Genomic DNA, 23243 nt, shown 5'->3' on the forward strand with positions numbered 1-23243 from the left:
GGGCAGGCGTTCTGGGACGCCGAGGTCGCCAAGATGATCAAGGTCTACCGCGCGCCGATCGCGGAGGAGCAGGCCCGGGCCATCGCCGCCTATCTCGGCGCGACCTACTGAGCGCCGAGACCGGGCAGGAGGCCGCGCGATGATCGCCAGAACCGCCGAGCCAGGCCCGTCCGGGGCGGCGCCGTCGCAGCCGCGGCGCGCGGCCGCCTGGGCCGGGACGGCCGGCACCCTGGTCCCGGGCCTGCTCCTGTGCCTGGGCATCACCGTGGTGGCGCAGGGCCTCCAGGCCGGCGAGGAGCATCTGACCGGCCATCCCTACGTCGAGGCCCTGGTGCTCGCCATCCTGCTGGGGACGGCCGTGCGGACCGCCTGGGTGCCGGGCGCGCGCTTCAAGGCCGGGATCGCCTTCTCGGCCAAGCAGGTGCTTGAGGTGGCCGTCACGCTGCTCGGCGCCGCGGTGAGCCTCGGGGCCATCGTCGCCTCGGGCTCGGCGCTGCTGGCCGGCATCGTCGGGGCGGTGGCGCTGACCATCCTGGCGAGCTGCGCCCTGTGCCGCGCGCTGGGCCTGCCGGTGCGCATGGCCCTGCTGATCGCCTGCGGCAACGCGATCTGCGGCAACTCGGCGATCGCGGCCGTGGCGCCGGTGATCGGGGCTGACAGCCGGGACGTGGCGGCCGCCATCGCCTTCACGGCGGTGCTGGGCGTGCTGATGGTGCTGGGCCTGCCCCTGTTCGTGCCGCTCGTCGGCTTCAGCGAGCATCAGTACGGCGTGCTGGCGGGCCTGACCGTCTACGCGGTGCCGCAGGTGCTGGCCGCGACCGTCCCGGTGGGCCCGCTGGCCACGCAGGTGGGCACGCTGGTCAAGCTGGTCCGGGTGCTGATGCTCGGGCCCGTGGTGCTGGCCCTCTCGCTCTACGCTTCGCGCCTGCCGGCTTCGAGGGCGACCGGCAAGGCCACCCCAGGGAGCGCCCAGGGGAGCGCCAAGGGGAGCACCAAGGGGAGCGCAGCGAGCCGGCCCGGCTTCTTCAAGCTGGTGCCGTGGTTCATCCTGGGCTTCCTGGCCCTGGCGAGCCTGCGCTCGCTCGGGCTGATCCCGGACGCCTGGATCGCGCCGATCTCCCGCCTCGCCGGGTTCCTCACAATCGTGTCGATGGCCGCGCTCGGCCTCGGCGTGGACGTGCGCGTGCTGGCCCAGGTCGGCGGCCGGGTCACGGTGGCGGTCACCGCCTCGCTCCTCGTGCTGCTGGCCATCGCGATCCTTCTGATCCGCGGCCTCGGGCTCGGCTGAGCCGGTCGCCGGATACGCCGTGTCGCCGGCCTCGTCCAAGAGGCCTCTGCTCGGGTGTGGGCCGAGACCCGCCCGTCGCGAGCGCCTGTTCCCGGACGCTGCCTGGCTCGTGAGGCGCGCGCCACAGGGGCTGCTGATCGGCCCCCGCTCCTCTCTGGCTGTCCGGATGGAGCACGGTCGTCGGTCGCGCCAGGCAGCGATGTCGGGCGAGTGCAGAGCCCGCCATCAGAGAGGAAAAAGCTCTGGACGGGCCACATCATCGGGTCATCATCGATGCACACATCGAGCGCGAGACCGGACGGTCGCAGTCGCGCTGAGGCTCGAGCAGGTTCACGCGATCGCCCTGCTATTCGCCGAAATGGCCGAGGTCTTTGGATCAGGTCCGGCCGGGCGAGGCGTCAGATCTGGACGTCGACTGTCATCAGCTTAGTGCCCGATGGGCGTGCATGAACCCCTCGCCTCAACCCCGTCCTTACACGCGCGGAACTGAGTTCGAAACGCCCCGATATTCAATTCGTCGAACGACGGGAAGTTCGAGATCTACCCGGACGCGACCCAAATATTCGACGCATGGATACGGGCGTCGAATGTCGTTAACCATGCCCCTCAATATCTCTGAAATCTGAGGGCGTTAATGTGCGGAGATCATCCCGGACCGAACCGTCTCCATGATTACAGCTGCAACAAAAGCGAAGTAGCGAGACGCCGCGTTGGGACTGTATGCCAATCTGCGGACCGCACTCGCTGAAGATGCCCTGCTCGCGCGCGACGTGAAGCGGTCTCTCGTCGACGGCCTGTATCAGCCCTTCGCATCGCTCGCGGTGGGTGCCGTCTCCGGAACGATCGTCGCTACGGCAGCGGCATTCTGGTCCGACGATTGGACGATCACCGCGACCGCGTTCGCGGTCGGCCTGATCGGGCTCACCCGCATCGCGCTCGCCCGGATCTACCTGACGCAGGGGCCGAAGAAGTACGACCGCTACGAAATCTGGGAACGATATTTCTCCCTCGGCGCGTTCGCCTATGCCGCGTCACTCGGCATCCTCTCGTTCCTCATCACGACCCGGTCTTCCAATCTAGCCCTTCAGGTCATCACCCCCACCTTCACGATCGGCTACGCCGCGGGCATCTCGGGCCGCAACGCGGGCCGCCCCTTGCTGGCCATCGCGCAAGTCCTCCTGTCGGCGATGCCGCTGTCGGCGGGGCTGCTCGTGTCCGGTGACGGCGAGAGGGCCTCGCTCGGCATCCTCTCACTGCTTTTCGCCTACGGCATGATCGATATTACGCTCAGCACGCGCGAAATCATCGTGTCGGCGCTGGTGACAACGCGAGAGAAGGAGGCGCTCGCGGAGAAATTCCAGGCGCAGGCCAATCTCTTCGATATCGCGCTCCGCAACATGTCGCATGGCCTGTGCATGTTCGACGCGCGCGGCAGGCTTCAAGTCTGGAACGACCAGTTCGTTACGCTGTCGGGAATTCCGGCAAGTCGGATCCACACGAATTCGACCGCTAAGTCGCTGTACAAACTGAGCCGCGCCATCATCGATGAGAGAACCGCGCGACGCGATTCGGTATTTTCCACCTTCTCGGCGGCATCGAACGCGCTGAGATCGGGAAACTTGGTCTTGATTCTCCCCGACAACCGCGCGGTCTCATTGATGCAGCGGCGGACCGCCGAGCGGGGCTATGTCATCATCTTCGAGGACATCACCGAGCGGCGTCGAAACGAAGCCCGCATTCAGCAGATGGCGAGTTACGACGATCTAACCGGCCTGCTGAATCGGAGCAGCTTCAAAACCAAGGTCTCCCAGGCGCTGAAGGCCAGCGCCAACAACAAGGGGGAATTCGCGGTCCATTTGCTCGATCTGGACCACTTCAAAGTCATCAACGACACGATGGGTCACCCGGCTGGGGACAGATTGCTGCAGCTGGTCGCGGATCGGCTGCGCGGGATCGGGCCGATATCCGGATCGGTCGCCCGCCTTGGCGGCGATGAATTTGTCATCGTCCAGCAATCCGTCACGTCGCCGGCCGTCGCGGAGGATCTTGCGCAGCGCGTGCTGCAGGAACTGGAGCGGCCTTTCGATATCGATGGGCATCAAGTCACCGTCGGCGCCTCGATCGGGATCGCAATCGCTCCGTCCCACGCCAACGACGAAGACAGACTACTCAAATGTGCGGATATCGCGCTCTACGCCATCAAGGGAGCCGGAAGGAGCGGCTACAAGATATTCCAGCATGAGATGGAAGCGGCCACGCGCGCGCGGCACGCCCTCGAATCGGACCTCCGAGCCGCTCTGGCCAACGGCGAACTGGAACTGCACTACCAGCCCATCGTCGACTCGAATTCCGGGACGGTGGTGAGCTGCGAGGCCCTGCTTCGGTGGCGGCATCCCGTCTCCGGATACATTCCTCCTTCGGAATTCATCCCCGTGGCCGAGGACACGGGGCTGATCGTCCAACTCGGTAATTGGGTTCTGAATGAAGCGTGCCGTGAGGCGCGGAGGTGGCCGCAGAGCGTGAGCGTCGCCGTCAACATGTCACCGCGTCAATTCAGCGATCCGCAGCTCGCATTTCACGTCATCGGCGCCCTGACCCGCTCCGGCTTACCGGCGCATCGTCTGGAGCTCGAGATTACCGAGAGCGTGACGCTGGGCGCGACGCACAAAATCGTCGAGACGATCGACAATCTCCGTCAACTGGGGATACGCCTGTCAATCGACGATTTTGGAACAGGTTATTCGTCTCTAAGTTCTTTGAGAAATTTTGCCTTCGATAAATTGAAGATCGACCGATCGTTCGTGTCCGACCTGGACAAGAAGGCCGAGTCGACCGCGATCATCCGGGCGATCGTCGGAATGGGCAGAAGCATCGGAATGGCCATCGTCGTTGAGGGCGTCGAGACCGAGACGCAACTCACCATCCTCAGAGCAGAGGGCTGTGACCTGATCCAGGGCTATATCTTCAGTCGTCCGATCGCCGCACCGCAGATCCGTGCCATGCTGGCAGCCGCCGAGCCTCTGACGAAGCTAGCGAGTTGACGCCGCAAGACCGCGCGCGGGCGTTTTTCCGGGTTGGGCGGCCTGAGCTCTGCCCCTGAGCTTGTCCTGAGCCAGAACGAGCCGCTCCATGATACTCAGATCCCTGTCCGTGAGGTTCATCGCGGCGGCCGCCCAGACCGCGACGATCTTTCTCAATTCTTCCAGGGATATACGGTTCACCTCGCGGGCGGCTTGATAGATGGCCTGCTGCCCGTTGCGGCGGCGATGGTTACCGGCAATGTAGGAGCGTACGGCAGCCTCGCCCTGACCGGGCTCGGCGAGGATATGAACGATCCCGAGCGCGTGCATCTCCTGCGCGGTGTAGGTTCTTCCGTCAAGGATCATTTCCTGAGCCTTGATGGTCCCCAGCCGCCGGGCGAGGAAGCTGTACGCCCCCATCCCGGGGAACAGCCCGAAGAGTATTTCCGGAAAACCGAATTTGGTGCCCTTCTCGGCAACGATGATATCGAACGAGAGCAGGCCCTCGAACCCGCCGCCCAGCGCGTCACCCTCCACGAGGCCGATCGTGATGATGGGCAGGTTGAGCGCGTTCATGTTGCGGTGAAGGACATCGACGCACGCGTTGCCGTAGCTGACCAGCGCGGCCTCGTCGCCCGCGCGGATCTTGCTCGCAAACAGATGCAGATCACCACCGAGACTGAAAACGCCGGGAAATCGCGACCCGAACACGAAGTAGTTCAGGTCAGGGCCGCCGGCACCGAACACTCTCCCGATGTCATCCTGCAGCCGGCTGAAGTCGGCCAGCATTTCGGGATTCTGGCACGGGCGCCCGTGGGGGCGCATGAAGGCCCACAGGGTGTTGTTGTGCGCTTCGAAGTTGACTTCGATCTGAGCGAGCTCGGAGATGCCGTGACCGGGAGGCGAGACGGCCGGAGCAATCCGCTTCTCGCTCGTGCGCCGCGCCGCCGTCGGCCGACGGCGCATCGGCAAGGGACCAGAGTATGGTGCCAAATCCTTGGCGAGGCCTGTAAAAGACGCCATGTCATCTGGATCCGTTAAGTGGTCCTTAACCCTATCGCGGCCGGCGTCGCGGAGCTAGGCAGCCGAAGCCGCCCTCCTCAGATAATTAAGCTTTGGTTAATTTCGGGCCGATTAGCCGCTTTTGCTTGCAGAGCGCCGCTATCGGTTTGAGGCCGGCATCGCCCTCCGGCCGATCGTTCAGCGAATGCGGCGCTGCCGCTGATCCGATGCGTTCAATCCTTCCATTCGCCCGTGGCGGGCTGTTCGCGCCTCGCGATCGGTCTCAGCGTCGGTCGCGCCGGCAGCGGCTCCGCCCGTGCGGACATCCGCGAGGGTCGTCCTGTCGCGGCCGAAGATGACGCTCTCGCGATCCGGTTCTGTGACCGTCTCGCCGCGAGCACGACTGGCGGCCCTGGCCGAGATGCCCGCACCGCCTGCAGATCTTCTCGGAGTCTAGGTGTTTGATCCCGCGATGTGGTGGTACGGTTGACCACAAGGATGCCACGGTCGAGCGCTGCCACTACGAGACCCACGAACAGCTCCGGGCACACTTCAGCTGTTCGTCGACGCCTACAACCATGCCCGTCGGCCGAAGACCCTGCGCGGCCTCACACCCTACGAGCATGTCCTCCAAGTCTGGACCAAAGAGCCCGAACGCTTCAGGCTCAATCCGTCACACCACATCCCGGGACCATACACCTCCTGCTCAGAGGGCTAACGACGCCGCGGTTCAACCGTGACAACCGTTATGGGTTCGCGACCTAATAGGTATTGGCTCTGCGCGGCTCGTCTTATGCGGCCACACGCACATGCCCCGAGTTGTCCGAGTCGGCGGGGTGATCGTGGTAAATCCCGGCAGCATTGGGATGCCCACCTATACGGATAAAAGCCCGGTCCCGCACGCGATTGAGACTGGAACACCGCACGCGCGCTACGCAGTGATAACGCGCGAGCCGAACGGCGGGTGGTCGGCGGACCTGCGCGCTGTCGCCTACGACTGGGATCAGGCAGCATAGCAGGCAGGAGCGAATGGCCAGGCGGTTCTGGCCCGCTGGATAGCGACTGGGCGGGTTTAAAGACACCTCGCCTCGACCGATGCTCGTCGGCATGTACGGGTTGGCGGCGGAGTGGCTGCTCGGGGTGGTTTCCTGTCGATCCGCTTTCGAGCGGCGTAAGCCCTGAAGCGGACATGGCCAAAGGACGGGCCGCGACCCGTTGCAGACGAATGGCCCGTTTGCCGGTAGATCGTCCCTCATGACGGAACACACGGGCATCCGCGTACGGCGCGCCGATCATGTCGGCTTCTCGGTCGCCTTCCTCGACGACGCCCTTCGGTTCTGGGTCGATGGGCTCGGCGCGCGGCTTGTGCGGACGGGCGAGATGAGGGGAGAGTTCATCGGTCAGGTGACCGGGGCACATGGGGCGAAGGTGCGCATGGCAATTGTTTCACTGGCGGACCAGACGGTCGAACTCCTGGAGTATCAGGGTCCGGACCGACCAAGCGCGCCAGCCAGACCGTTCGACCCTGGGTTCGCGCATCTAGCCCTTGTCGTCGATGACATCGACGCACTTCTGGTGCGGATCGCCGCCTACGGCTGGAAGGCACAAGGCATTCCGCAGTCAATCGTAAGCGGCGCGCGGGTTGGAACGCGGGTGATCTACGCCGTTGGCCCTGACGGCGCGACCATTGAGTTCATGCAGCCGCCCGCCACCGCCCAAGATCACTGATTCGGCCGGGCGGCAGACCGCTTGCGAGCCCCAGCCGAAGTTGACAAAGGCCCGGCGAATGACCGCTCCGGAGAAGCCTCGACGGCAGTGCTGGCGACTGTGTTGGGTCGGTAGCAGAATGGCCGCTTGGGGTGGTTTGCGGTCGGTCCGCTGCTGGTCGTAGGGAGGTTCGAAGCGGACAATGCGAATGTCCGGCTGAGGAGCATCCCATGCCGATCGAGCAAGTCACGATCCGGACTCGCGACGGCGATTGCCCTTCACACGTCGTGACCCCCGCAAGCGGCGGACCGTGGCCCGCGGTGGTCTTCTACATGGACGCAGGTGGCATCAGGCCGGCGATGCTCGACATGGCTCAGCAGCTGGCTGAGGCTGGCTACATCGTCCTGCTGCCGGATCTCTTCTACCGCTACGGACCTTACGGGCCATTCGTGCCGAAGGAAGTGTTCGCGGGTGACTTTCGCGCAGTCCTCGGGCCGCTGATGGCCACAACAAGCCCCTTGAAGGCCACTGAAGATGCAGAGGCCATGCTGGCTTACCTCGACACGCGTGACGACGTTGAAGGCCGCAAGATCGGGGTGGTGGGCTTCTGCATGGGTGGCGGCATGGCCTTGGCCACAGCGGGAACCTATCCCGAGCGGTTCGTCGCGGCTGCAAGCTTTCACGGGGGCAATCTTGCGACCGATGCGCCGACGAGCCCCCACCTGTTCGCTGCCAAGCTGAAGGCGGAAGTCTACATCGGCGCAGCGGAGAACGATGGCAGCTACCCGCCTGCAATGGCCGAGCGGCTAGAGGGGGCTCTGACGCAGGCTGGCGTGCGGTTCACAACGCGAACGTATCCGGCCGCGCATGGCTGGATGATGCCGGACTTCCCTGTCTTCGCGCCTGCTGCGGCCGAGCAGGGGTGGAGCGCAATGCTTGCGCTCTTCGGCCGGACCCTGCACGGCGGCGAGTGGCGACGTGAGCGCTGATCCAGCGTCCGCTTACGCGGCAGGCCGTGAAATGGCCTCAACGGCGAGGTCGGGTCGCTACCGCGAGGACCGCTTGGGGTGGAAAACGGCCTGTCCGCTTCTGAGCAGCGAAGGCACGGAAACGGACAGCCTTCGCTGCGGCATTCTACCTCTTCTGATAGAGCATGAGCGCGCTCCGATCGCTGGCCAAGATGCGTTTGGCTTTGTGGCGCCTAGCAAGCCTTCAGGACACCCAGCGCATGCTCGAGACGCATCGTCGAGGTTTCTAGGGCCTCAACCGATACCTTAGAAGCGCGCTGCCATTCTTAGATGGTCGAGGTGCGGTTGATCTACATCTCGCATCCGACCCGGCGGCGACTCACATGGCTGATGGGGGCCGAGGAGAGGCGACCTCGGCCGATCCAGTCCGGGTTAGAGAGGCGCCCTACATCGCACTCATAATCCACATTCGAACGTTCTATGTTTCTACTCAGAAACATTCATGCTCGAGCATATCGTCTTAATATGGATTAGTATGCTACATCGCAGCATAATCAAGCATCTAAACTGTAATGGTTTTTTTATGTGCGCCACTGCGTGCAACCGACCGAGCTAACAATCACACCTCCGGTATAGCCGGCAAACCTAGTGTTGCGAAAATGACCCTGCGTTCGGGTGTGATATATTTCGGGATTAAATGGTATTGCTGTTCGAAACCTTTCCGGCATGATCCGACAGCAGCGGGCCTCACCAGTTTGAGCGCTCGTCGGAGCCAGCCACCAAGACGCGGGCCCAACCAAAAAATCAGCAGGCGTGATCCGGGAAACGGACGTCGCCACGAGATGGGTCTCGATGTTTTGGGGATTTCGATGAGGTTCTTGAAAAGCTCGCTGCTCGGATCTGCTGCTGCGTTCGCGGCGGTAGGCGCAGCCCACGCCGCCGACCTGCCGGTCAAGAAGGCTGTCCCGATCGAGTACGTCCGCGTCTGCGGCGCGTACGGCGCCGGGTTCTTCTACATCCCCGGCACCGACACCTGCCTGCGTCTCTCCGGCCGCGCCCGGTTCGAGGGCGGCTACATGACCAGCTACTCGCGTCAGAACGGCTCGAACGTCGGCGACACGTCGGGCTACCAGGGCCGGATGCGCATCAACCTCGATGCCCGCACCCAGACCGCCTACGGCACGCTGCGCGCCTTCGTGCGCCTCGATGCCGGTGCCCGCACCGGATACTCTGGCGTCGGCCAGTCCGGCACCCAGCAGCGCATCGGCCAGGCCTTCCCGGGACTTGGCATCGACAGCTTCGGCCGTGACTCTCAGTTCGTGAACGTCGACAAGGCGTTCATCCAGTTCGCCGGCATGACCGCCGGTCGCGCCTCGTCGTTCTTCGACTTCTACGCCCACGACTTCGAATTCGCCGGCGCCACCGCCGGTTCGGACCTCGCCTCGACCAACCTGCTCGCCTATACGGCGACCCTCGGCAACGGCCTGTCCGCCACGATCTCGGCCGAAGACCCGGTCTTCCGCCGCAGCCCGATCTTCTCGCAGACCAACAACCCGGCGGGCATCACTAATAACTCGAACATCCAGAACTTCGCTCAAACGAACGCGCCGGCCGAGGTGTTCATCGGCTATACTGGCGGCGTGCCGACCCGCTACAGCTTCGTCGACGTGATCCAGCGCACGCGCATGCCCGACTTCGTCGGCGCTCTGCGCCTCGACCAGGCCTGGGGCTCGGCCCAGCTGTCGGCGGCCGTGCACGAGCTGAACGTCGGCAATGTCGCCAACGGCGCGGGCACCGGCACCGGCTCGAACATCAGCATCCCGCACACCAGCAACTCGTATGGCTGGGCCGTGCAGGGCGGCTTGAAAATCAACACGCCGTTCATCGCGCCGGGCGACGCCCTCTACCTGCAGGGCGCCTACGGTTCCGGCGCGCAGCTCTACACCGGCTACTCTCAGTTCAGCGGTTCCTACGCGCAGAACCCGACGACGATCCAGGGTCAGAAGTTCGCGCAGTACTTCAACGACGCGACGGTCAACCCGTTCACGGGTCAGATGGAGCAGTCGACGAGCTTCTCGGTCGTCGCCTCCTACCTGCACTACTGGACGCCGGAGTGGCGCTCGGCCTTCTTCGGCTCGTACGGTGAGATGAACTACAGCAGCGGTGCCCGTCTGGCCCAGGGCGCGGCCTTCGCGCTCGCCAACCCGGCCGGTGCCAACTCCTTCGGCGTTAACGGCGTCGGCGTGCCGGGCACCCGGTTCTTCCAGCTCAGCGAGGCGCTGCGCGACACCTACCAGTTCGTGGCGGGCGGCAGCATCATCTGGTCGCCGGTCAAGGACCTCGATATCGGCGTCGAGGGCTTCTACACCCAGATCGGCGTCAAGAACGGCCGCGTGATCGACCGCGACAAGAGCCCGACGGCCTACGCGAACGTCGCCGGCATCAACAACGGCACCTTCGTGCCGCGGACCACGACGGCGGACAGCGTGTCCACCTTCCGCTTCCGCGTCCAGCGCGACTTCTAATCCCAGATCGAGACCAGTTGTTCTCCAAAGCTTCCTGGTCTTGATGTCCCCGTGCAAAGGGACCCTACTAAGCCCGGCCTAGCGGCCGGGCTTTTTTGCATTTCGATGGATGGACAACCACCCCTGCGAACCTTGAGCGGAGCAGACCTTCAAGCCGCCGGAATGCACAGCACCAGATCGAACGTCGGCTTTCGGGAACGGCACGGCTCGTATTGAGCGGCAGAGTTGGGTCGGTAGCGGGCCGTCTGCTTTTCCCGCGGACGTTCTCCGAAGCGGACCGGCAGCTTACGGCCAGACTGCGCCACGCCGGATCGCCTACGCCCGCAAAACCGGACGTTCGGCTTCGCGCCCATTTCGGTCACACGGCTAGTTGCAGCGGCATCCCATGACCGGACCTTTTGTGTCTCGCTAGTTCGGTCAGTCCGCACTGGATCCCTAGCCTCCGATGCATACGGACCAACCGGAATGCGAGGGCGATCTCTCTCGGGCTGGGCCGCGGCCTCGTTCCTGCAAGCCTGCGGATTGCCGGGTTTGGTGATCAGACCGGGTTGCTGCGAGCACATGTACGGTAGCCGCACGAGCGGAGCGGGAGTTGTCTAATGAAGCGGCGTACACTGTTGCAGGGAGCCGGGGCTTTCGTGGCCAGCGCGGTTGCAGCGCCATCCCTGGTCCGCGCGGAGGCCGCCAAGACTCTGCGCTTCATCCCGCAGCAAGATCTCGTCACGCTCGATCCGGTGACGACCTTCGCGTACATCACCCGCAACCACGGCTACATGGTCTTCGACACGCTCTACGGCATGGACGGCGCCTTCCGCGCCACGCCGCAGATGGTCGAGGGTCACCGGATTGAGGCGGACGGGCGCCGCTGGGACCTGACCCTGCGCGAGGGCCTGCGCTTCCACGACTGCACCCCCGTACTGGCCCGCGACTGCGTGGCTTCCCTGCGGCGCTGGGCCAAGCGCGACCCATTCGGCGGCTCCCTCATGGAGGCCACCGACGAGCTGTCGGCGCCCGACGACCGCACGATCCGGTTCCGCCTCAAGCAGCCGTTCCCGCTTCTGCCGGTCGCGTTGGGCAAGGCCTCGGTGCCGGTCTGCGCGATGATGCCGGAGCGCCTCGCCGTCACGGACCCGTTCCAGCAGGTGCCGGAACTCATCGGTTCGGGGCCGTTCCGCTTTAAGGCTGACGAGCGCGTGCCGGGCGACCGCACGGTCTACACCCGCTTCGAGGGCTACGTGCCCCGCAGGGACAGCACGCCCACCTGGACCTCGGGTCCGAAGGTTGTCCACTACGACCGGGTCGAGTGGCGCGTCATCGGCGACACCTCGACGGCGACCTCCGCGCTGGTCGCCGGCGAGGCGGACTGGCAGGAATACGCCTCGCACGACCAGCTCGGCCTGCTGAAGGCCGCCAAGGGCGTGACCACCCGCACCCTCGACCCGACGGGTTTCGTGACGATGCTGAGGGTCAATCACCTCCAGCCGCCCTTCAACAACCCGGCGATCCGGCGGGCGCTCTGGGGCGCGATCGACCAGACGTCCTGCATGCAGGGCGTGGTGGGCGCCGACGATCCGAGCCTGTTCCATGTGCCCCTCGGCTTCTTCTGTCCGGGCACGCCGATGGCCTCGACGGACGGACTCGGGCCGCTCACGACGCCACGGGATCCGACGAAGGTGCGTGCCGACCTGAAGGCGGCTGGCTACGCCGGCGAGACCGTGCTGCTGATGGTGCCGTCGAACTCGGCCCCCCTCCTGGCGCTCGGCCAGGTCGCCGCCGACCTGCTCCAGCGCGTCGGCATGAATGTCGAGGTCTACGCGGTCGAGTTCAACGCGATGCTGCAGCGGCGCAACCGCAAGAGCCCGGTCTCGGAGGGCGGCTGGAGCGCCTTCGTCACCAACTGGTCCGGCATGGATTGGCTGAACCCCGCGGGCTACATCGCCCTGCGCGGCACCGGCGAGACCGGCTATGCCGGCTGGGCCACGACCCCGCGGATCGAGTCCTTACGCGACGCGTGGTTCACCGCCCCGGATGAGGTGGCCCGCGCCGCGCTCTGCCAGGACATCCAGCTTCAGGCGATGCAGGACGTCCCGTACTATCCCCTCGGGCAGTACCTGCAGCCGACCGCCTACCGCACCGGCCTCACCGGCATCCTCGACGGGTTCCCGACCTTCTGGAACGTCCGGCCCGCCTGAGGATCACGGCGCCGGGGCCTCACAGCCCTGGGAAGGTCGGCGGCGCGATGGCGTCGGGGCCGCGGCCGGCCCAGTCGAGCTGCCGGATCTGGGCCAGCGCGCGGCCCTGCGCCTCCTCCAGGGCCGCGGCGGCCGCCGCGTAGTCGACCGTCAGGGCGCGGCCGTCGCGCACGATCTCGTTGCCACCGACGAAGACCTGCCGGACCGCGCGGTCGCCGGCCGAGTAGATCAGCGACTGCACGGGATCGCGGCACGGCCGCATGGCCGGATGCGCGCAGTCGACGAGGACGAAGTCAGCCTTGCAGCCCGGCGCGAGCCGGCCGATGTCGGTGCGCCCGAGCGCCTTGGCGCCCCCCACCGTGGCCGCGTGGAACACGTCCGCCGCGCGGGTGTCGCGCGGGTTCTCGGCGACGACCCGGGCGAGATATGAGACGAGGCGCATCTCGTCGAGCATGTTGTGCGGGTAGACGTCGGTGCCGATGCCCATGTTGACCCCGGCCTGGACGTAGCGGCCGAAATGGTGGAGCGCGATGCCGCGGCGGGCGAACACCGTCGGGCAATGGGCGACCGTGGCGCCGCGCTCGGCGAGGCGCCGCATGTCCGAGCCCGGGCTGTGCCAGTGGGTCCAGGGATGGTCGTCGAGGAAGATCCCGTGGCCCACGATCGTGCGCTCGGTGAGCACACCGAGATCGTCGAGCCACTCGATCGGCGTCATCCCGGTGCGGCGGGTGATCTCGTGGAATTCCGACAGGGACTGCGCCGCATGAGTGTGGAAGCGCAGGTCGCGCGCGACCGCCTCGGCGTGGGAGTCCCGCAGCAGCTCCGTCGTGCAGGTGTCGACCTGCGCGGGGCACAGCATGCCGAACAGCCGACCGCTCGGATGGCGCTGCGCCGCCTCGATCTCGGCGAGCGCCTGCTCCAGGCCGCGCTGGCCCGCCTCCGCGTCCCACTCGTACTCGACGCTGTGGCCATTCCGGGTCAGCCAACGCCCGGAACGGAACATCGGGGCGATGCAGACTCGCAGGCCCGAGGCGCCCAGGAGGTCGAGCCAGCCTTCGCTGGGCAACGCGAGATCGCAGACGGTGGTGACGCCCGAGAGCGCCAGCTCGGCGAGCGCCACCCCGTAGGCGGCCCGCGTCCCTTCGGCGTCGGGTCGCAGGATCGGGAGATACTCGTAGAGCGAGGTGTTGTAGAGACGTTGGCTGCCGACCTCGTCCCACATGCCCTTGTTCATCGGTTCCGAGAACAGATGGGTGTGGATGTCGACGAGCCCCGGCATAATCAAGCAGCCGGCGGCGTCGATGGTTCGGGCGGGCGGCGGCCCTGCGTAGCACGGACCGACATGGGTGAGAACGCCGTCAGCGAAAACCACGTCCGCGCCGGTCTGGTAGACGTGTCCGCCCTTCTCGGGGTCCCAGGCGACGACCCACCGGGCCCCTGTCACCCGCGTGACGCTCGTCGTCCCGTTCGCAGCTTCGCCGTGCATCGATCACCTCTTCCTTGGGCCGAGTTGGTGGGCAAGATCGGTGCCTCCTGAGTTGCACCGCCGGTTGCGCGGCCCGGGTTTCGCTTCGCGCAGGCCTCTGCCGTGAGCGGCAGGCTATCGCGTTGGCTCCGCAGGAGGCGGCATGCAAGATCCCGGCGCCGTCAGGTCGGCGCGCATCCTGGTCATCAACCCAAACTCCTCTCCGAGCGTGACCGCCGCCATCGACGCGGCACTGGATCCGCTGCGCCTGGCCGGCGGCCCCGTCATCGCGGTGACGGACCTGCCCGAGGGGCCGGCAAGCATCGCGTCGCAGCAGGACGCCGATTCGGTGGTGATACCGCTCGCCCGGCGCATCGCGGCCGATGCGGCAGACGCCTTCGTCATCGCCTGCTTCAGCGACCCCGGCCTGCATGCGGCCCGCGAGGTCGCCGGCGGCAGGCCCGTGATGGGGATCGCCGAGTGTGGCCTCCTCCGGTCGCTCACCCTCGGCGAGCGCTTCGGCATCGTCGCCCTGTCGGAGGGCAGCGTGCGGCGCCAGCGCCGGATGGTCCGCCAGATGGGCCTCGGCGAACGCTATGCCGGCAGCCGGCCGGTGGAGGCCCGGGCCGACGAGACTGCAGGGGAGGCCATTCGCGACCGGCTGATCGCGGCGGCCCGGACCCTGGTCGCGCGCGACGGCGCCGACGTCATCGTGCTCGGCTGCGCCGGCATGGCGCCGCACCGGGCCGCTGTCGAGCGGGCGGCCGGGTGTCCGGTCGTCGAGCCCTGCCAGCAGGCGGTGGCGGCGGCCCTCGGGGCGGTCCTGCTCCGGGCGGACCTGTAGGGAGACACCGGCGATGCACTACGACCTGCTGATCCGCGGCGGCGCCTGCGTGACGCCCTGGGGCACCGAGGCGATCGATCTCGGCATCCGCGACGGGCGCATCGCGGCCCTCGCGACGCCGGCCGGCGCGACCGCGGACGCGGTGATCGACGCCGCGGGCCTGCATGTCCTGCCCGGCCTGATCGACAGCCACGTCCACCTGCGCGACCCCGGCGACCCGGCGGTGGAGACGATCGAGACCGGCACGCGGGCCGCGGTGGTCGGAGGGATCGCCACCCTGTTCGACATGCCCAACACCGTCCCGCCGATCGCCGATACCGAGCGCCTCGCATGGAAGCGCGACTACGTTGCGGGCCGGAGCTGGTGCGATATCGGCCTCTACGTAGCTGGCACGAAGGCCAACATCGACGCGCTCGCCACGCTGGAGCGCGCGCCGGGCGTCTGCGCCGTCAAGGTCTTCGCCGGCAGCTCCACGGCGGCGCTGATGATCGAGGACGACACGAATCTCGAGCTCGCCATGCGCGCCGGCCACCGGCGCATGGCCTTCCACAGCGAGGACGAGGACCGGCTCCAGGCCCGCAAGCCGCTGTTCAGCCGGGGCCAGCCGTACCGGACCCACATGGAATGGCGCGATCCGGAATGCGCCTTCCTGGGCACGCGGCGCCTCATGGCGCTGGCCCGGAAGACCGGCCGGGCGACCCATATCCTGCACGTCTCCACCGCCGAGGAACTCGCCTACCTGCGCGATTTCCGCGACGTCGCCACCGTGGAGGTGCTGGTCAATCACCTCACGCAGGTGGCCCCGGACTGCTACGACACGCTGGGCGGCTTCGGCGTCATGAACCCGCCGATCCGCGACGAGCGCCACCGGGCAGCCGCCTGGGCGGCCGTGCGCGACGGGACCGTCGACACGATCGGCAGCGATCACGCGCCCCATGCGCGGGCCGCCAAGGAACGGCCCTGGCCGGACTGCCCGGCCGGCCTCACTGGGGTCCAGACCCTGGTGCCGATCATGCTCGACCACGTCGCGGCCGGGCGCCTGCCGCTCGCCCGCCTCGTCGACCTGATGGCGGCCGGGCCAGCCCGCGTCTACGGGCTCCGCGGCAAGGGCCGGATCGCCGTCGGATACGACGCCGACTTCACCCTCGTAGACCTGAAGGCGCGCCGCAGGATCGAGGAAGCCTGGATCGTCTCGCCCTGCGGCTGGACGCCCTTCGCCGGCACCGAGGTCACCGGCTGGCCCGTCGCCACGCTCGTGCGCGGCCACCTCGTGATGCGCGACGACACCGTCCTGGGCGCGCCGGTCGGCCGCTGCGCGCGCTTTTCCGCCTGACGGGCGCCCGCCCTCAGCCGGCGCAGGTCTCCGCCACCAGCCAGGCGGTGAGGATCGCGACGGCGTCGAGGAGGTCATCGGTCGCCATGGCCTCATCGGGGTTGTGGCTGCCATTGGCGTTGCGCACGAACAGCATGGCCATCGGCACGCCGGCCTTGGCGAAGGCGGCGGCGTCGTGGGAGGCGGGGCTGCCGAGGGGCCGGGTGGCGATGCCGAGCGCCTCAGCCGCCGCCGCGAGGCCGTCGCGGATCCGGGGCGAGACCGCGCCGACACCGGCCTCGGCGCGGGGCCCGAGCGCCACCGCGACGCCCCGGCGCTCCGACACGTCCCTCACGGCCGCCAGGAACGCGGCCTCCAACGCCGCCAGCACCTCGGCCGCGTAGGCCCGCATGTCGAGGCTGAACCGGAATTCACCCGCGACCGTCGTCAGGCCGTGCGCCGCGGCGTCGGTGTGGAACCGGCCGAAGGTAACGGCCATCGGGCAGCCGGCCGCCTCGCGCTCGGCCCAGACCCGGTCCAGGGCCAGGGCGATCTCGGCCCCGGCCATGGCCGCGTCGCGCCGGAAGCGGCGCGGCGTCCCGACATGGTCGTAGCGGCCGGCGATGCGGACGTCGGGATAGCGGACGTTGCCCGGGATCCCGGTGCACAAGCCGACCGGGATCCCGGCCTCTTCGAGGCTCGGCGCCTGCTCGATATGCACNAACCGGAATTCACCCGCGACCGTCGTCAGGCCGTGCGCCGCGGCGTCGGTGTGGAACCGGCCGAAGGTAACGGCCATCGGGCAGCCGGCCGCCTCGCGCTCGGCCCAGACCCGGTCCAGGGCCAGGGCGATCTCGGCCCCGGCCATGGCCGCGTCGCGCCGGAAGCGGCGCGGCGTCCCGACATGGTCGTAGCGGCCGGCGATGCGGACGTCGGGATAGCGGACGTTGCCCGGGATCCCGGTGCACAAGCCGACCGGGATCCCGGCCTCTTCGAGGCTCGGCGCCTGCTCGATATGCACCTCTAGGAAGGCGTGGATCGCGGCGGCCGCGAGGGCGGGCGGGCCGCTTCGCAGCGCTTCCGGGTCGCCGCCCTCCCGGGCGATGTGGGCGGCGAGGCTGAGGCCGCTGTCGATCCGGGCAGCGTCCAGCGCCCCCTCCGGCAGGGTTCCGAGGGCCGCCCGGCTGCCGATGTAGGAGACCTGGAACCAGACGCTCTCCTCGGCGCGGATGCCCATGACGGTGATGTCGCGCGCCGGGGTCAACCCCATCGCGCGGAGCGCCGCCACGGCGGCGAGGCCGGCCACCACCCCGGCCGCCCCGTCGAAATTGCCGCCGTGGGCGACCGTATCGAGGTGGGAGCCGATCAGGATCGGCGGCAGGCTCCGGTCCCGCCCCGGCAGCGTCATGGTGGTGTTGGCCGCCGCATCCCTCCGGATCGCGAGGCCGAGATCGACGGCGCAGCGCGCCACCACCGCGTGCGCCGCACTCTCCTCCGGGCTGTAGGAGGCCCGGGTGAAACCGGGATCGGTCCGGCCGCACCGGGCGAGGTCGTCGAACAGCGCCTCCACCCGGCCGCGCTGCGCGCGAACCGCCGTCCCGACCGCCGCTACCGTGTCCATCCCGCCGCTCCCGGTGCGCGGGTCCGGGGCGGACCGCGACGGCGCCACCCTGCCACTTCCGTGCCGGCGCGGCATCGGCTGGAGGCGCCCCGGCCGGCGCGGCCGCCCGCGCGGTCCGACACGGCATCCGAAGGAGGCCGCCGCAGGAGGCAGGCCTCCCGTCATCACGCTCCGGGCGGCACAGGTTTGGGCCTCAATACGAGAATTTTGACGTTCTCGGCACGGGGCCGCCCGCGGCGCGCACAAGTGCTGCCAATATGCGCAAGGCCCGCGCCGACCTGCAGCCTCTTTGACCTTCCCGTCTCCCGGCCCCCGGCCGACAATCGGGCGGTCCATCCAGGGGAGCTTCGGGGTCGATGACGCATCTCACGCGACGCGGCGTCTTGGGCACAGGCATCTCGGGCACGGCGGCGCTGCTCGCGGCCCCGGCCCTCATCCGCCCGGCCTCCGCGGCCGACACCGTCAAGCTCGGCTGCCTGTTCTCGTCGTCGGGCACCATGGCCAATCTCGAGGGCCGGCTGAACCACGTGGTCCGCATGGCCGCCGACGCCATCAACGGCCGCGGCGGCGTCAACGGCCGCCAGATCGAGGTGCTGACCTCCGATCCCGCCTCGGACTGGCCGCTCTACGCGCAGATCGGCCGGCAGATGCTCCAGCAGGAGAAGGTTGCGGCCCTGTTCGGCTGCTGGACCTCCGTGTCGCGCAAGTCGGTCCTGCCGGTGGTCGAGCAGAATGACGGGCTGCTGTTCTACCCGCTCCACTTCGAGGGCGACGAGAATTCCAAGAACGTCGTCTACGTGAACTCGCCGCCCGCGAGCTCCGTGCTGCCGGCGGTCGACTACCTGATGGGCCCGGACGGAGTCGGGGCGAAGCGGTTCTTCATGATCGGCTCGGACTACGTCTGGCCGCGCACGATCAACAAGCAGCTCAAGGGCTACTGGACCAGCAAGGGCATCTCAGAGAGCGCGTGGCGCGAGGAATACGTGCCCTTCGGCTTCTCGAACTTCCAGACGCTGGTGAACCAGGTGCGCAGCTTCGCCAGCCAGCCCGGCGGCCAGCCGATCGTGGTGCTCACCGTGGTCGGCTCCTCGATCCCCGACTTCCTGCGCGAATTCGCCAACCAGGGCATCAGCGCCACCGACGTGCCGATCCTCGGCCTCGACATGGTCGAGGCGGATCTCGAAGGGCTCGATACGGCCAAGCTCGTCGGCCACCTGAACTGCTGGGCCTATCTCCAGGCCGCCAAGGGCGCGCGCAACCAGAAATTCCTCGCCGACTGGGCCGCCTACGTGAAGGCCAAGAACGTCCCGTTCAGCGCCGACACGGTGATCGACCCGATGGTGTCGGCCTACGACAGCGTCAACCTCTGGGCGCTCGCCGCCGCCAAGGCCGGGTCCTTCGCGGTGCCGGAGGTGCGCAAGGCCTTCGCGGGGCTCAGCTTCGATGATCCCTCGGGCTACACGCTGACCATGACGGGGGAGAACAACTACGTCTCCCGCGGCGTGTTCATCGGCTCCGTCAACGAGAAGCGCGGCTTCGACGTGCTCTGGCAATCCCCGGACGCCCCGAAGCCGGTCCCGTTCAGCCCCTATGGCTGAGCCGAGGCGGTCCCCGCTCCGCGCCCTCCTGGCGCTCTGGTGCCTCGCCCTCGGGGCACTCCCGGCCTCCGCCGCGCCCCTCGACCGGGCGGCCTTCGCGGCGGACCTGTGCGGTGACGGCGCCGCGCAGGTCCGCGGGGCCGAGGGCCTCGTCCAGGCCGGCGCAGACCTGCCGGCGGACGACCTCGCCTTCGCCGGCGGCCTTCNCGGCTCCGAGGCCGTGGCGATGGAGCCCCTGGTCGCGTCGGGCCCGCGCAGCGGTCTGCCGCACATGACCTGGCGGTGGCGCCGGCTGGAGACGGGCGACGCGGTCTTCCTGGAACTCGCCGGCAGCCACGCCCGCTACCACGCGGCGCTGATGCGCAGCGTCTGGATCGGCCCGCCGCCGGTTGAGGCGCAGCGGATGATGGACTGCGCCCTGCGCGCCCTCGACGCGGCGCTCGCCGCGATCCGGCCCGGCCATCCCTGCGCCGCCCCGCACGCGGCGGCGCAGGCCGTCATCGACGCGGCGGGCTACGGCCCGGCCTTCCGCAAGCGGATCGGCTACTCGATGGGCGTCGCCTTCGCCCCGGACTGGGGGGAGGGCGCTCTGCTCTCGCTCTTCACTGGGGAGAACCGGCCGATCGAGCCCGGCATGGTCTTCCACCTGCCGGCAACCCTGCGCCGCTACGGCGCCTGGACGGTCGGCGCCTCCGAGACCGTCATCGTCACGGCGAACGGGGTCGAGCCCCTGTCCGACCTGCCGCGCAGCCTGACGCTGCGATGAGGCGCCGCGAAACGTCGCGGCCAGCAGGGGCGATCCGAAGGGCGGGACCGTCTTCGGAGACAGCGCTTGCCGGCCCGGAAACCGGGTCCGCCGTCTTCCCGCGCTGCGCGCGAGTCGTCCCGCCGCATACGATCCGAGATCTGCGCCCCGCCCCGCGACGCAAGACCGGTAGGCGGACATGGCGCTGAACGGGGGCGTTGGATGACGCCGGAGGTGACCGGCGCTCCAGCCACGCCTCGCCCTGCGCCGCAGCCACGATCATCCTCTTCAGAGGCCGTCAGGCCGTTCTCGACGCCGGCGATCGATCCGGAGAATGATCGGCTTCCGGGACGCCTTGAGCAGGCGGGTGAGATAGGCGCGTACCGGCCGGTCGTAGAAGCGCAGCGCGAGGTAGCTCAAGATCAACGTCGCCGCGAAGAGCGTTGCGGCCTCGATCCCGGCCGATTTCCCGCCGCTCAGCTTCTGGTACAGGCCGTTGATCCAGGAGAAGATCGGAAAATGCAGGGCGTAGATCGGATACGATAGGTCTCCGACGAGGATCGAGAGGTCCTTCATCGGGGCCGACAGGGTGATGGAAGATCCGCCGACGACGAGCAGGGGGGCCAGCAGCAGCTTCCAGAGCATCCGCTGCGCGTGATCGAGTTCGTACGGCATAGTGAAGATGATCACCATCACGACGAGCAGAACGTAGAAGACCGGCGTCAGGTTGACCCGCCGGGCGAGCAGGTCTTTGATCTGATAGCAGAAGACACCGACGAAGAAGGACGACCCGACGTGGTCGAACCCGCGCATGAAATTATCCGTCTGATCGCCTCCGATTCCCACGGTCAGGACGAGGCAAGCGGACACGATGTAGAGAGTTGCCGACGAGTAAAGCGGGTTGAGGTGCCGAATCGACCACCAGAACGCGTTGGCCACGATCTCGAAGAACAACGAGAACTGTGGGCCGTTCAGTGGAAAGACCTGAGGACCGCCGATCTGCGGCGGCGCATGGAAGTAGGGGATGTTGAGGAGACCGAGAAGGACGGCGGCGGCGATCTGGCTGGCGTAGGTGGCGCCGGACGTCATGGAATTTCGCAGCGCCACATACGGCGCGCTGATGAAGAGCGAGAGCGCGATGACGGGCATCAACCGGACGAGACGCTGCAGCAGAAAGTCCACGTTGGACAGCCGGTCCTTTCGATCCTTGTAAGCGCGGGCCAGGACGAAGCCGCTCAACGTGAAGAACGTATCGACGGAAAGTCCTCCATTGACGGCGAGCCACGGCACATCCAGCCAGTGTCCGGTGTGAAAGAGGAGCACGTAGAGAGCGGACAGGCCGCGTATGCCGTCCAGAGCCGCGTAGTGTCCGACCTTGTCAGTGGGGGATGGCGCGGTCGAGCCCGGAAGCGCATTCTCTGCCGTCGCGCAGGCTCGAAGGCGCAGCCACGGCGGTAGCAATACTTTCCTCATTACTCGATGATACTGATTTTCTTTCCGGGTTGGAAGGGCATCATGCGATACGAGCACGGTATATCGGTCGTCATCGCAACACATAATGGTTCCGCGTTCATCCGTGAGCAGCTGCACAGCCTCGTCGCGCAGACCGTGCGCCCGGTCGAAATCATCGTCTCCGACGACGAATCGACCGATAATACCCTTGAAATCGTTCGGGAGTTTGTGTCCTTAAGCAATATTCCGATTATAATATTCCGGAATTCGCCAGCACTCGGCTTTCGCGACAATTTCTTGCGGGGAGCTCTGCGCGCCCGCGGGCACTTCGTCGCCTTCTGCGATCAGGACGACATCTGGGACCCGAGGAAGATCGAGCTTTGCTCGCGCCACATCGATGATCGCGCCGTGTCCATGATTGCCCATACGGCCGTGAGCGTCGACGCGGGCAACCGCGCGCTCCGGTTATTCTCGCAGGGGATCCAGCGCGATGGCGTGAAGCCGCCGCTGAGCTACGATCCCTGGCTGACGTTCTTCGGCTTCTCGATCGTCTTCCGCCGCGATCTCCTCGACCTATGGGATATCGAGGACCGCTTCACCGATTTCATCGTGCCGAGCGCGATGATCGCGCACGACCGGTGGGTGACGTTCCTCGCGCAAGTCGTCGGGCAAGTCGTGGAGATCGATGTCCCGCTCGTCCGCTATCGCCAACACGGCAACAACCTGTTCGGCGACGGGACGCGCGCGCGACATCCCAGGCCCAGGACCGCGGCCGGCGGATCGGATCCCTACCGGGACGCGACCGCCGCGATGATCCGGATCGTCACACGTCTGCCGGACGCGACCGCGGGGGCCTTCCCGCTCTTCGATCGGGCCCGCGCGGTCGGGTTCCTGCAGCGCGCGCTGCACCAGCTCGACGAGCGGGAAGCCGTCTACCGGTCGGCCTCGCGCCTCGACGCGCTCAAGCGCCTCTGGGCTCTGGTGACCTCCGGGACCTACCGGGCCGTCCACGACGGCAACATCCGTTGGCGGTCGATCGCCAAGGACCTCAAGTTCACGCTCGTTCGACGCTGACGGCGCGCGGCGGCCGCGTGGCAGGCCTGGCGGGCGTCATCGCTGGCCCGGCCAGGCGACCGGGCCCGCATCGGACGGCCCGCCGCGTACAGCGCGGCGCTTCCCGGCGCTCCGCGAACGTCCTGCCGAGCCTCGGAATCGTCCGTGCCGCGGCGGACCGGACGAGCGCTTCGCCGGCCGACGCGGATCCCGTCAGCCGCCGCAGGTCTCGGCGACCAGCCAGACGGTGAGGATCGCCACGGCGTCGAGCAGATCGTCGATCGCCATGGCCTCGTCGGGATTGTGACTGCCGTTGGCGTTGCGCACGAACAGCATCGCCATCGGCACGCCGGCCTTGGCGAAGGCGGCGGCGTCGTGGGAGGCCGGGCTGCCCAGGGGCAGCGTCGCGATGCAGAGCGCGTCCGCTGCAGCCGCGAACCCGTCGCGAATC

Annotated in this window: 17 protein-coding genes and 2 pseudogenes; 14 read left to right on the forward strand and 5 right to left on the reverse strand. The window is 67.6% G+C overall.

The genetic code is table 11. From position 1 onward, the window contains the following. The 3 genes and pseudogenes from MOTC310_RS16050 to MOTC310_RS16060 all read left to right on the forward strand — a co-directional run. A pseudogene (locus MOTC310_RS16050) lies at positions 1–111 on the forward strand (cytochrome c); the annotation flags it as partial. Positions 112–139: 28 nt separating this feature from the next. Next, entirely contained in the window at positions 140–1288 is a 1149-nt protein-coding gene (locus MOTC310_RS16055) for a YeiH family protein (protein WP_331302498.1), read from the forward strand. A gap of 710 nt (positions 1289–1998) precedes the next feature. Then, positions 1999–4329, forward strand: coding sequence for a putative bifunctional diguanylate cyclase/phosphodiesterase (locus MOTC310_RS16060; protein WP_331302499.1), 2331 nt, complete (start codon positions 1999–2001; stop codon positions 4327–4329). Here the strand turns inward: MOTC310_RS16060 and MOTC310_RS16065 are convergent. Then, a complete protein-coding gene (locus MOTC310_RS16065) occupies positions 4318–5331 on the reverse strand; it encodes a crotonase/enoyl-CoA hydratase family protein (RefSeq protein ID WP_331302500.1) in 1014 nt (337 codons plus the stop codon). The two genes, MOTC310_RS16060 and MOTC310_RS16065, sit on opposite strands and share 12 nt — an antisense overlap. 473 nt (positions 5332–5804) lie before the next feature. On the opposite strand from MOTC310_RS16065, the pseudogene MOTC310_RS16070 reads away from it, so the two are divergent. The 6 genes and pseudogenes from MOTC310_RS16070 to MOTC310_RS16095 all read left to right on the forward strand — a co-directional run. Continuing rightward, positions 5805–6028 (forward strand): annotated as a pseudogene (locus MOTC310_RS16070) (IS3 family transposase); the annotation flags it as partial. Positions 6029–6080: 52 nt separating this feature from the next. Beyond that, the gene (locus MOTC310_RS16075) at positions 6081–6326 is read left to right on the forward strand and encodes a metallophosphoesterase family protein (protein WP_331302730.1); all 246 of its coding nucleotides are present in this window, start codon (positions 6081–6083) and stop codon (positions 6324–6326) included. A 238-nt stretch (positions 6327–6564) separates the two neighbouring features. Then, positions 6565–7038, forward strand: coding sequence for a VOC family protein (locus MOTC310_RS16080; RefSeq protein WP_331289573.1), 474 nt, complete (start codon positions 6565–6567; stop codon positions 7036–7038). Positions 7039–7247: 209 nt separating this feature from the next. After that, positions 7248–8006, forward strand: a complete 759-nt coding sequence (locus tag MOTC310_RS16085) for a dienelactone hydrolase family protein (protein ID WP_331302501.1) — start codon at positions 7248–7250, stop codon at positions 8004–8006. An 848-nt stretch (positions 8007–8854) separates the two neighbouring features. After that, positions 8855–10510, forward strand: coding sequence for a porin (locus MOTC310_RS16090; protein WP_331302502.1), 1656 nt, complete (start codon positions 8855–8857; stop codon positions 10508–10510). A gap of 599 nt (positions 10511–11109) precedes the next feature. Next, entirely contained in the window at positions 11110–12702 is a 1593-nt protein-coding gene (locus MOTC310_RS16095; RefSeq protein WP_331302503.1) for an ABC transporter substrate-binding protein, read from the forward strand. A 19-nt stretch (positions 12703–12721) separates the two neighbouring features. Here the strand turns inward: MOTC310_RS16095 and MOTC310_RS16100 are convergent, their stop codons facing one another. Beyond that, positions 12722–14188 carry an amidohydrolase family protein gene (locus tag MOTC310_RS16100; protein WP_331302504.1) on the reverse strand — a complete coding sequence of 489 codons (1467 nt, stop codon included), beginning with the start codon at positions 14186–14188 and terminating at the stop codon, positions 12722–12724. Between the two features lie 142 nt (positions 14189–14330). On the opposite strand from MOTC310_RS16100, the gene MOTC310_RS16105 reads away from it, so the two are divergent. Next, complete coding sequence (locus tag MOTC310_RS16105; RefSeq protein WP_331302505.1) at positions 14331–15011, forward strand: aspartate/glutamate racemase family protein; 681 nt, start codon at positions 14331–14333, stop codon at positions 15009–15011. A gap of 13 nt (positions 15012–15024) precedes the next feature. After that, positions 15025–16344 (forward strand): dihydroorotase, encoded by a 1320-nt coding sequence (locus tag MOTC310_RS16110; protein WP_331302506.1) that lies wholly within the window; start codon positions 15025–15027, stop codon positions 16342–16344. A gap of 13 nt (positions 16345–16357) precedes the next feature. Here the strand turns inward: MOTC310_RS16110 and MOTC310_RS16115 are convergent, their stop codons facing one another. Then, on the reverse strand, positions 16358–18280 hold the full coding sequence (locus MOTC310_RS16115) for a M20/M25/M40 family metallo-hydrolase (RefSeq protein WP_473753918.1): 1923 nt from the start codon (positions 18278–18280) through the stop codon (positions 16358–16360). A gap of 20 nt (positions 18281–18300) precedes the next feature. Between MOTC310_RS16115 and MOTC310_RS16120 the strand changes: the two genes are divergently transcribed. Both MOTC310_RS16120 and MOTC310_RS16125 read left to right on the forward strand, forming a co-directional pair. Further along, positions 18301–19542 (forward strand): transporter substrate-binding protein, encoded by a 1242-nt coding sequence (locus MOTC310_RS16120; protein WP_331302508.1) that lies wholly within the window; start codon positions 18301–18303, stop codon positions 19540–19542. Next, positions 19535–20308 (forward strand): M24 family metallopeptidase, encoded by a 774-nt coding sequence (locus tag MOTC310_RS16125; RefSeq protein ID WP_419539920.1) that lies wholly within the window; start codon positions 19535–19537, stop codon positions 20306–20308. Before MOTC310_RS16120 ends, MOTC310_RS16125 begins: the two co-directional genes overlap by 8 nt. Before the next feature lie 267 nt (positions 20309–20575). Here the strand turns inward: MOTC310_RS16125 and MOTC310_RS16130 are convergent, their stop codons facing one another. Further along, the gene (locus MOTC310_RS16130) at positions 20576–21760 is read right to left on the reverse strand and encodes an acyltransferase family protein (RefSeq protein WP_331302509.1); all 1185 of its coding nucleotides are present in this window, start codon (positions 21758–21760) and stop codon (positions 20576–20578) included. Between the two features lie 42 nt (positions 21761–21802). Between MOTC310_RS16130 and MOTC310_RS16135 the strand changes: the two genes are divergently transcribed. Then, positions 21803–22813, forward strand: a complete 1011-nt coding sequence (locus MOTC310_RS16135; RefSeq protein WP_331302510.1) for a glycosyltransferase — start codon at positions 21803–21805, stop codon at positions 22811–22813. Between the two features lie 192 nt (positions 22814–23005). On the opposite strand, the gene MOTC310_RS32835 is transcribed toward MOTC310_RS16135, so the two are convergent. Continuing rightward, complete coding sequence (locus MOTC310_RS32835) at positions 23006–23134, reverse strand: hypothetical protein (protein WP_419539929.1); 129 nt, start codon at positions 23132–23134, stop codon at positions 23006–23008. Between the last annotated feature and the right edge of the window lie 109 nt (positions 23135–23243).

Source organism: Methylobacterium oryzae (assembly GCF_036441375.1).
In the GTDB taxonomy this organism is placed as follows: Bacteria; Pseudomonadota; Alphaproteobacteria; order Rhizobiales; family Beijerinckiaceae; genus Methylobacterium; species Methylobacterium oryzae_A.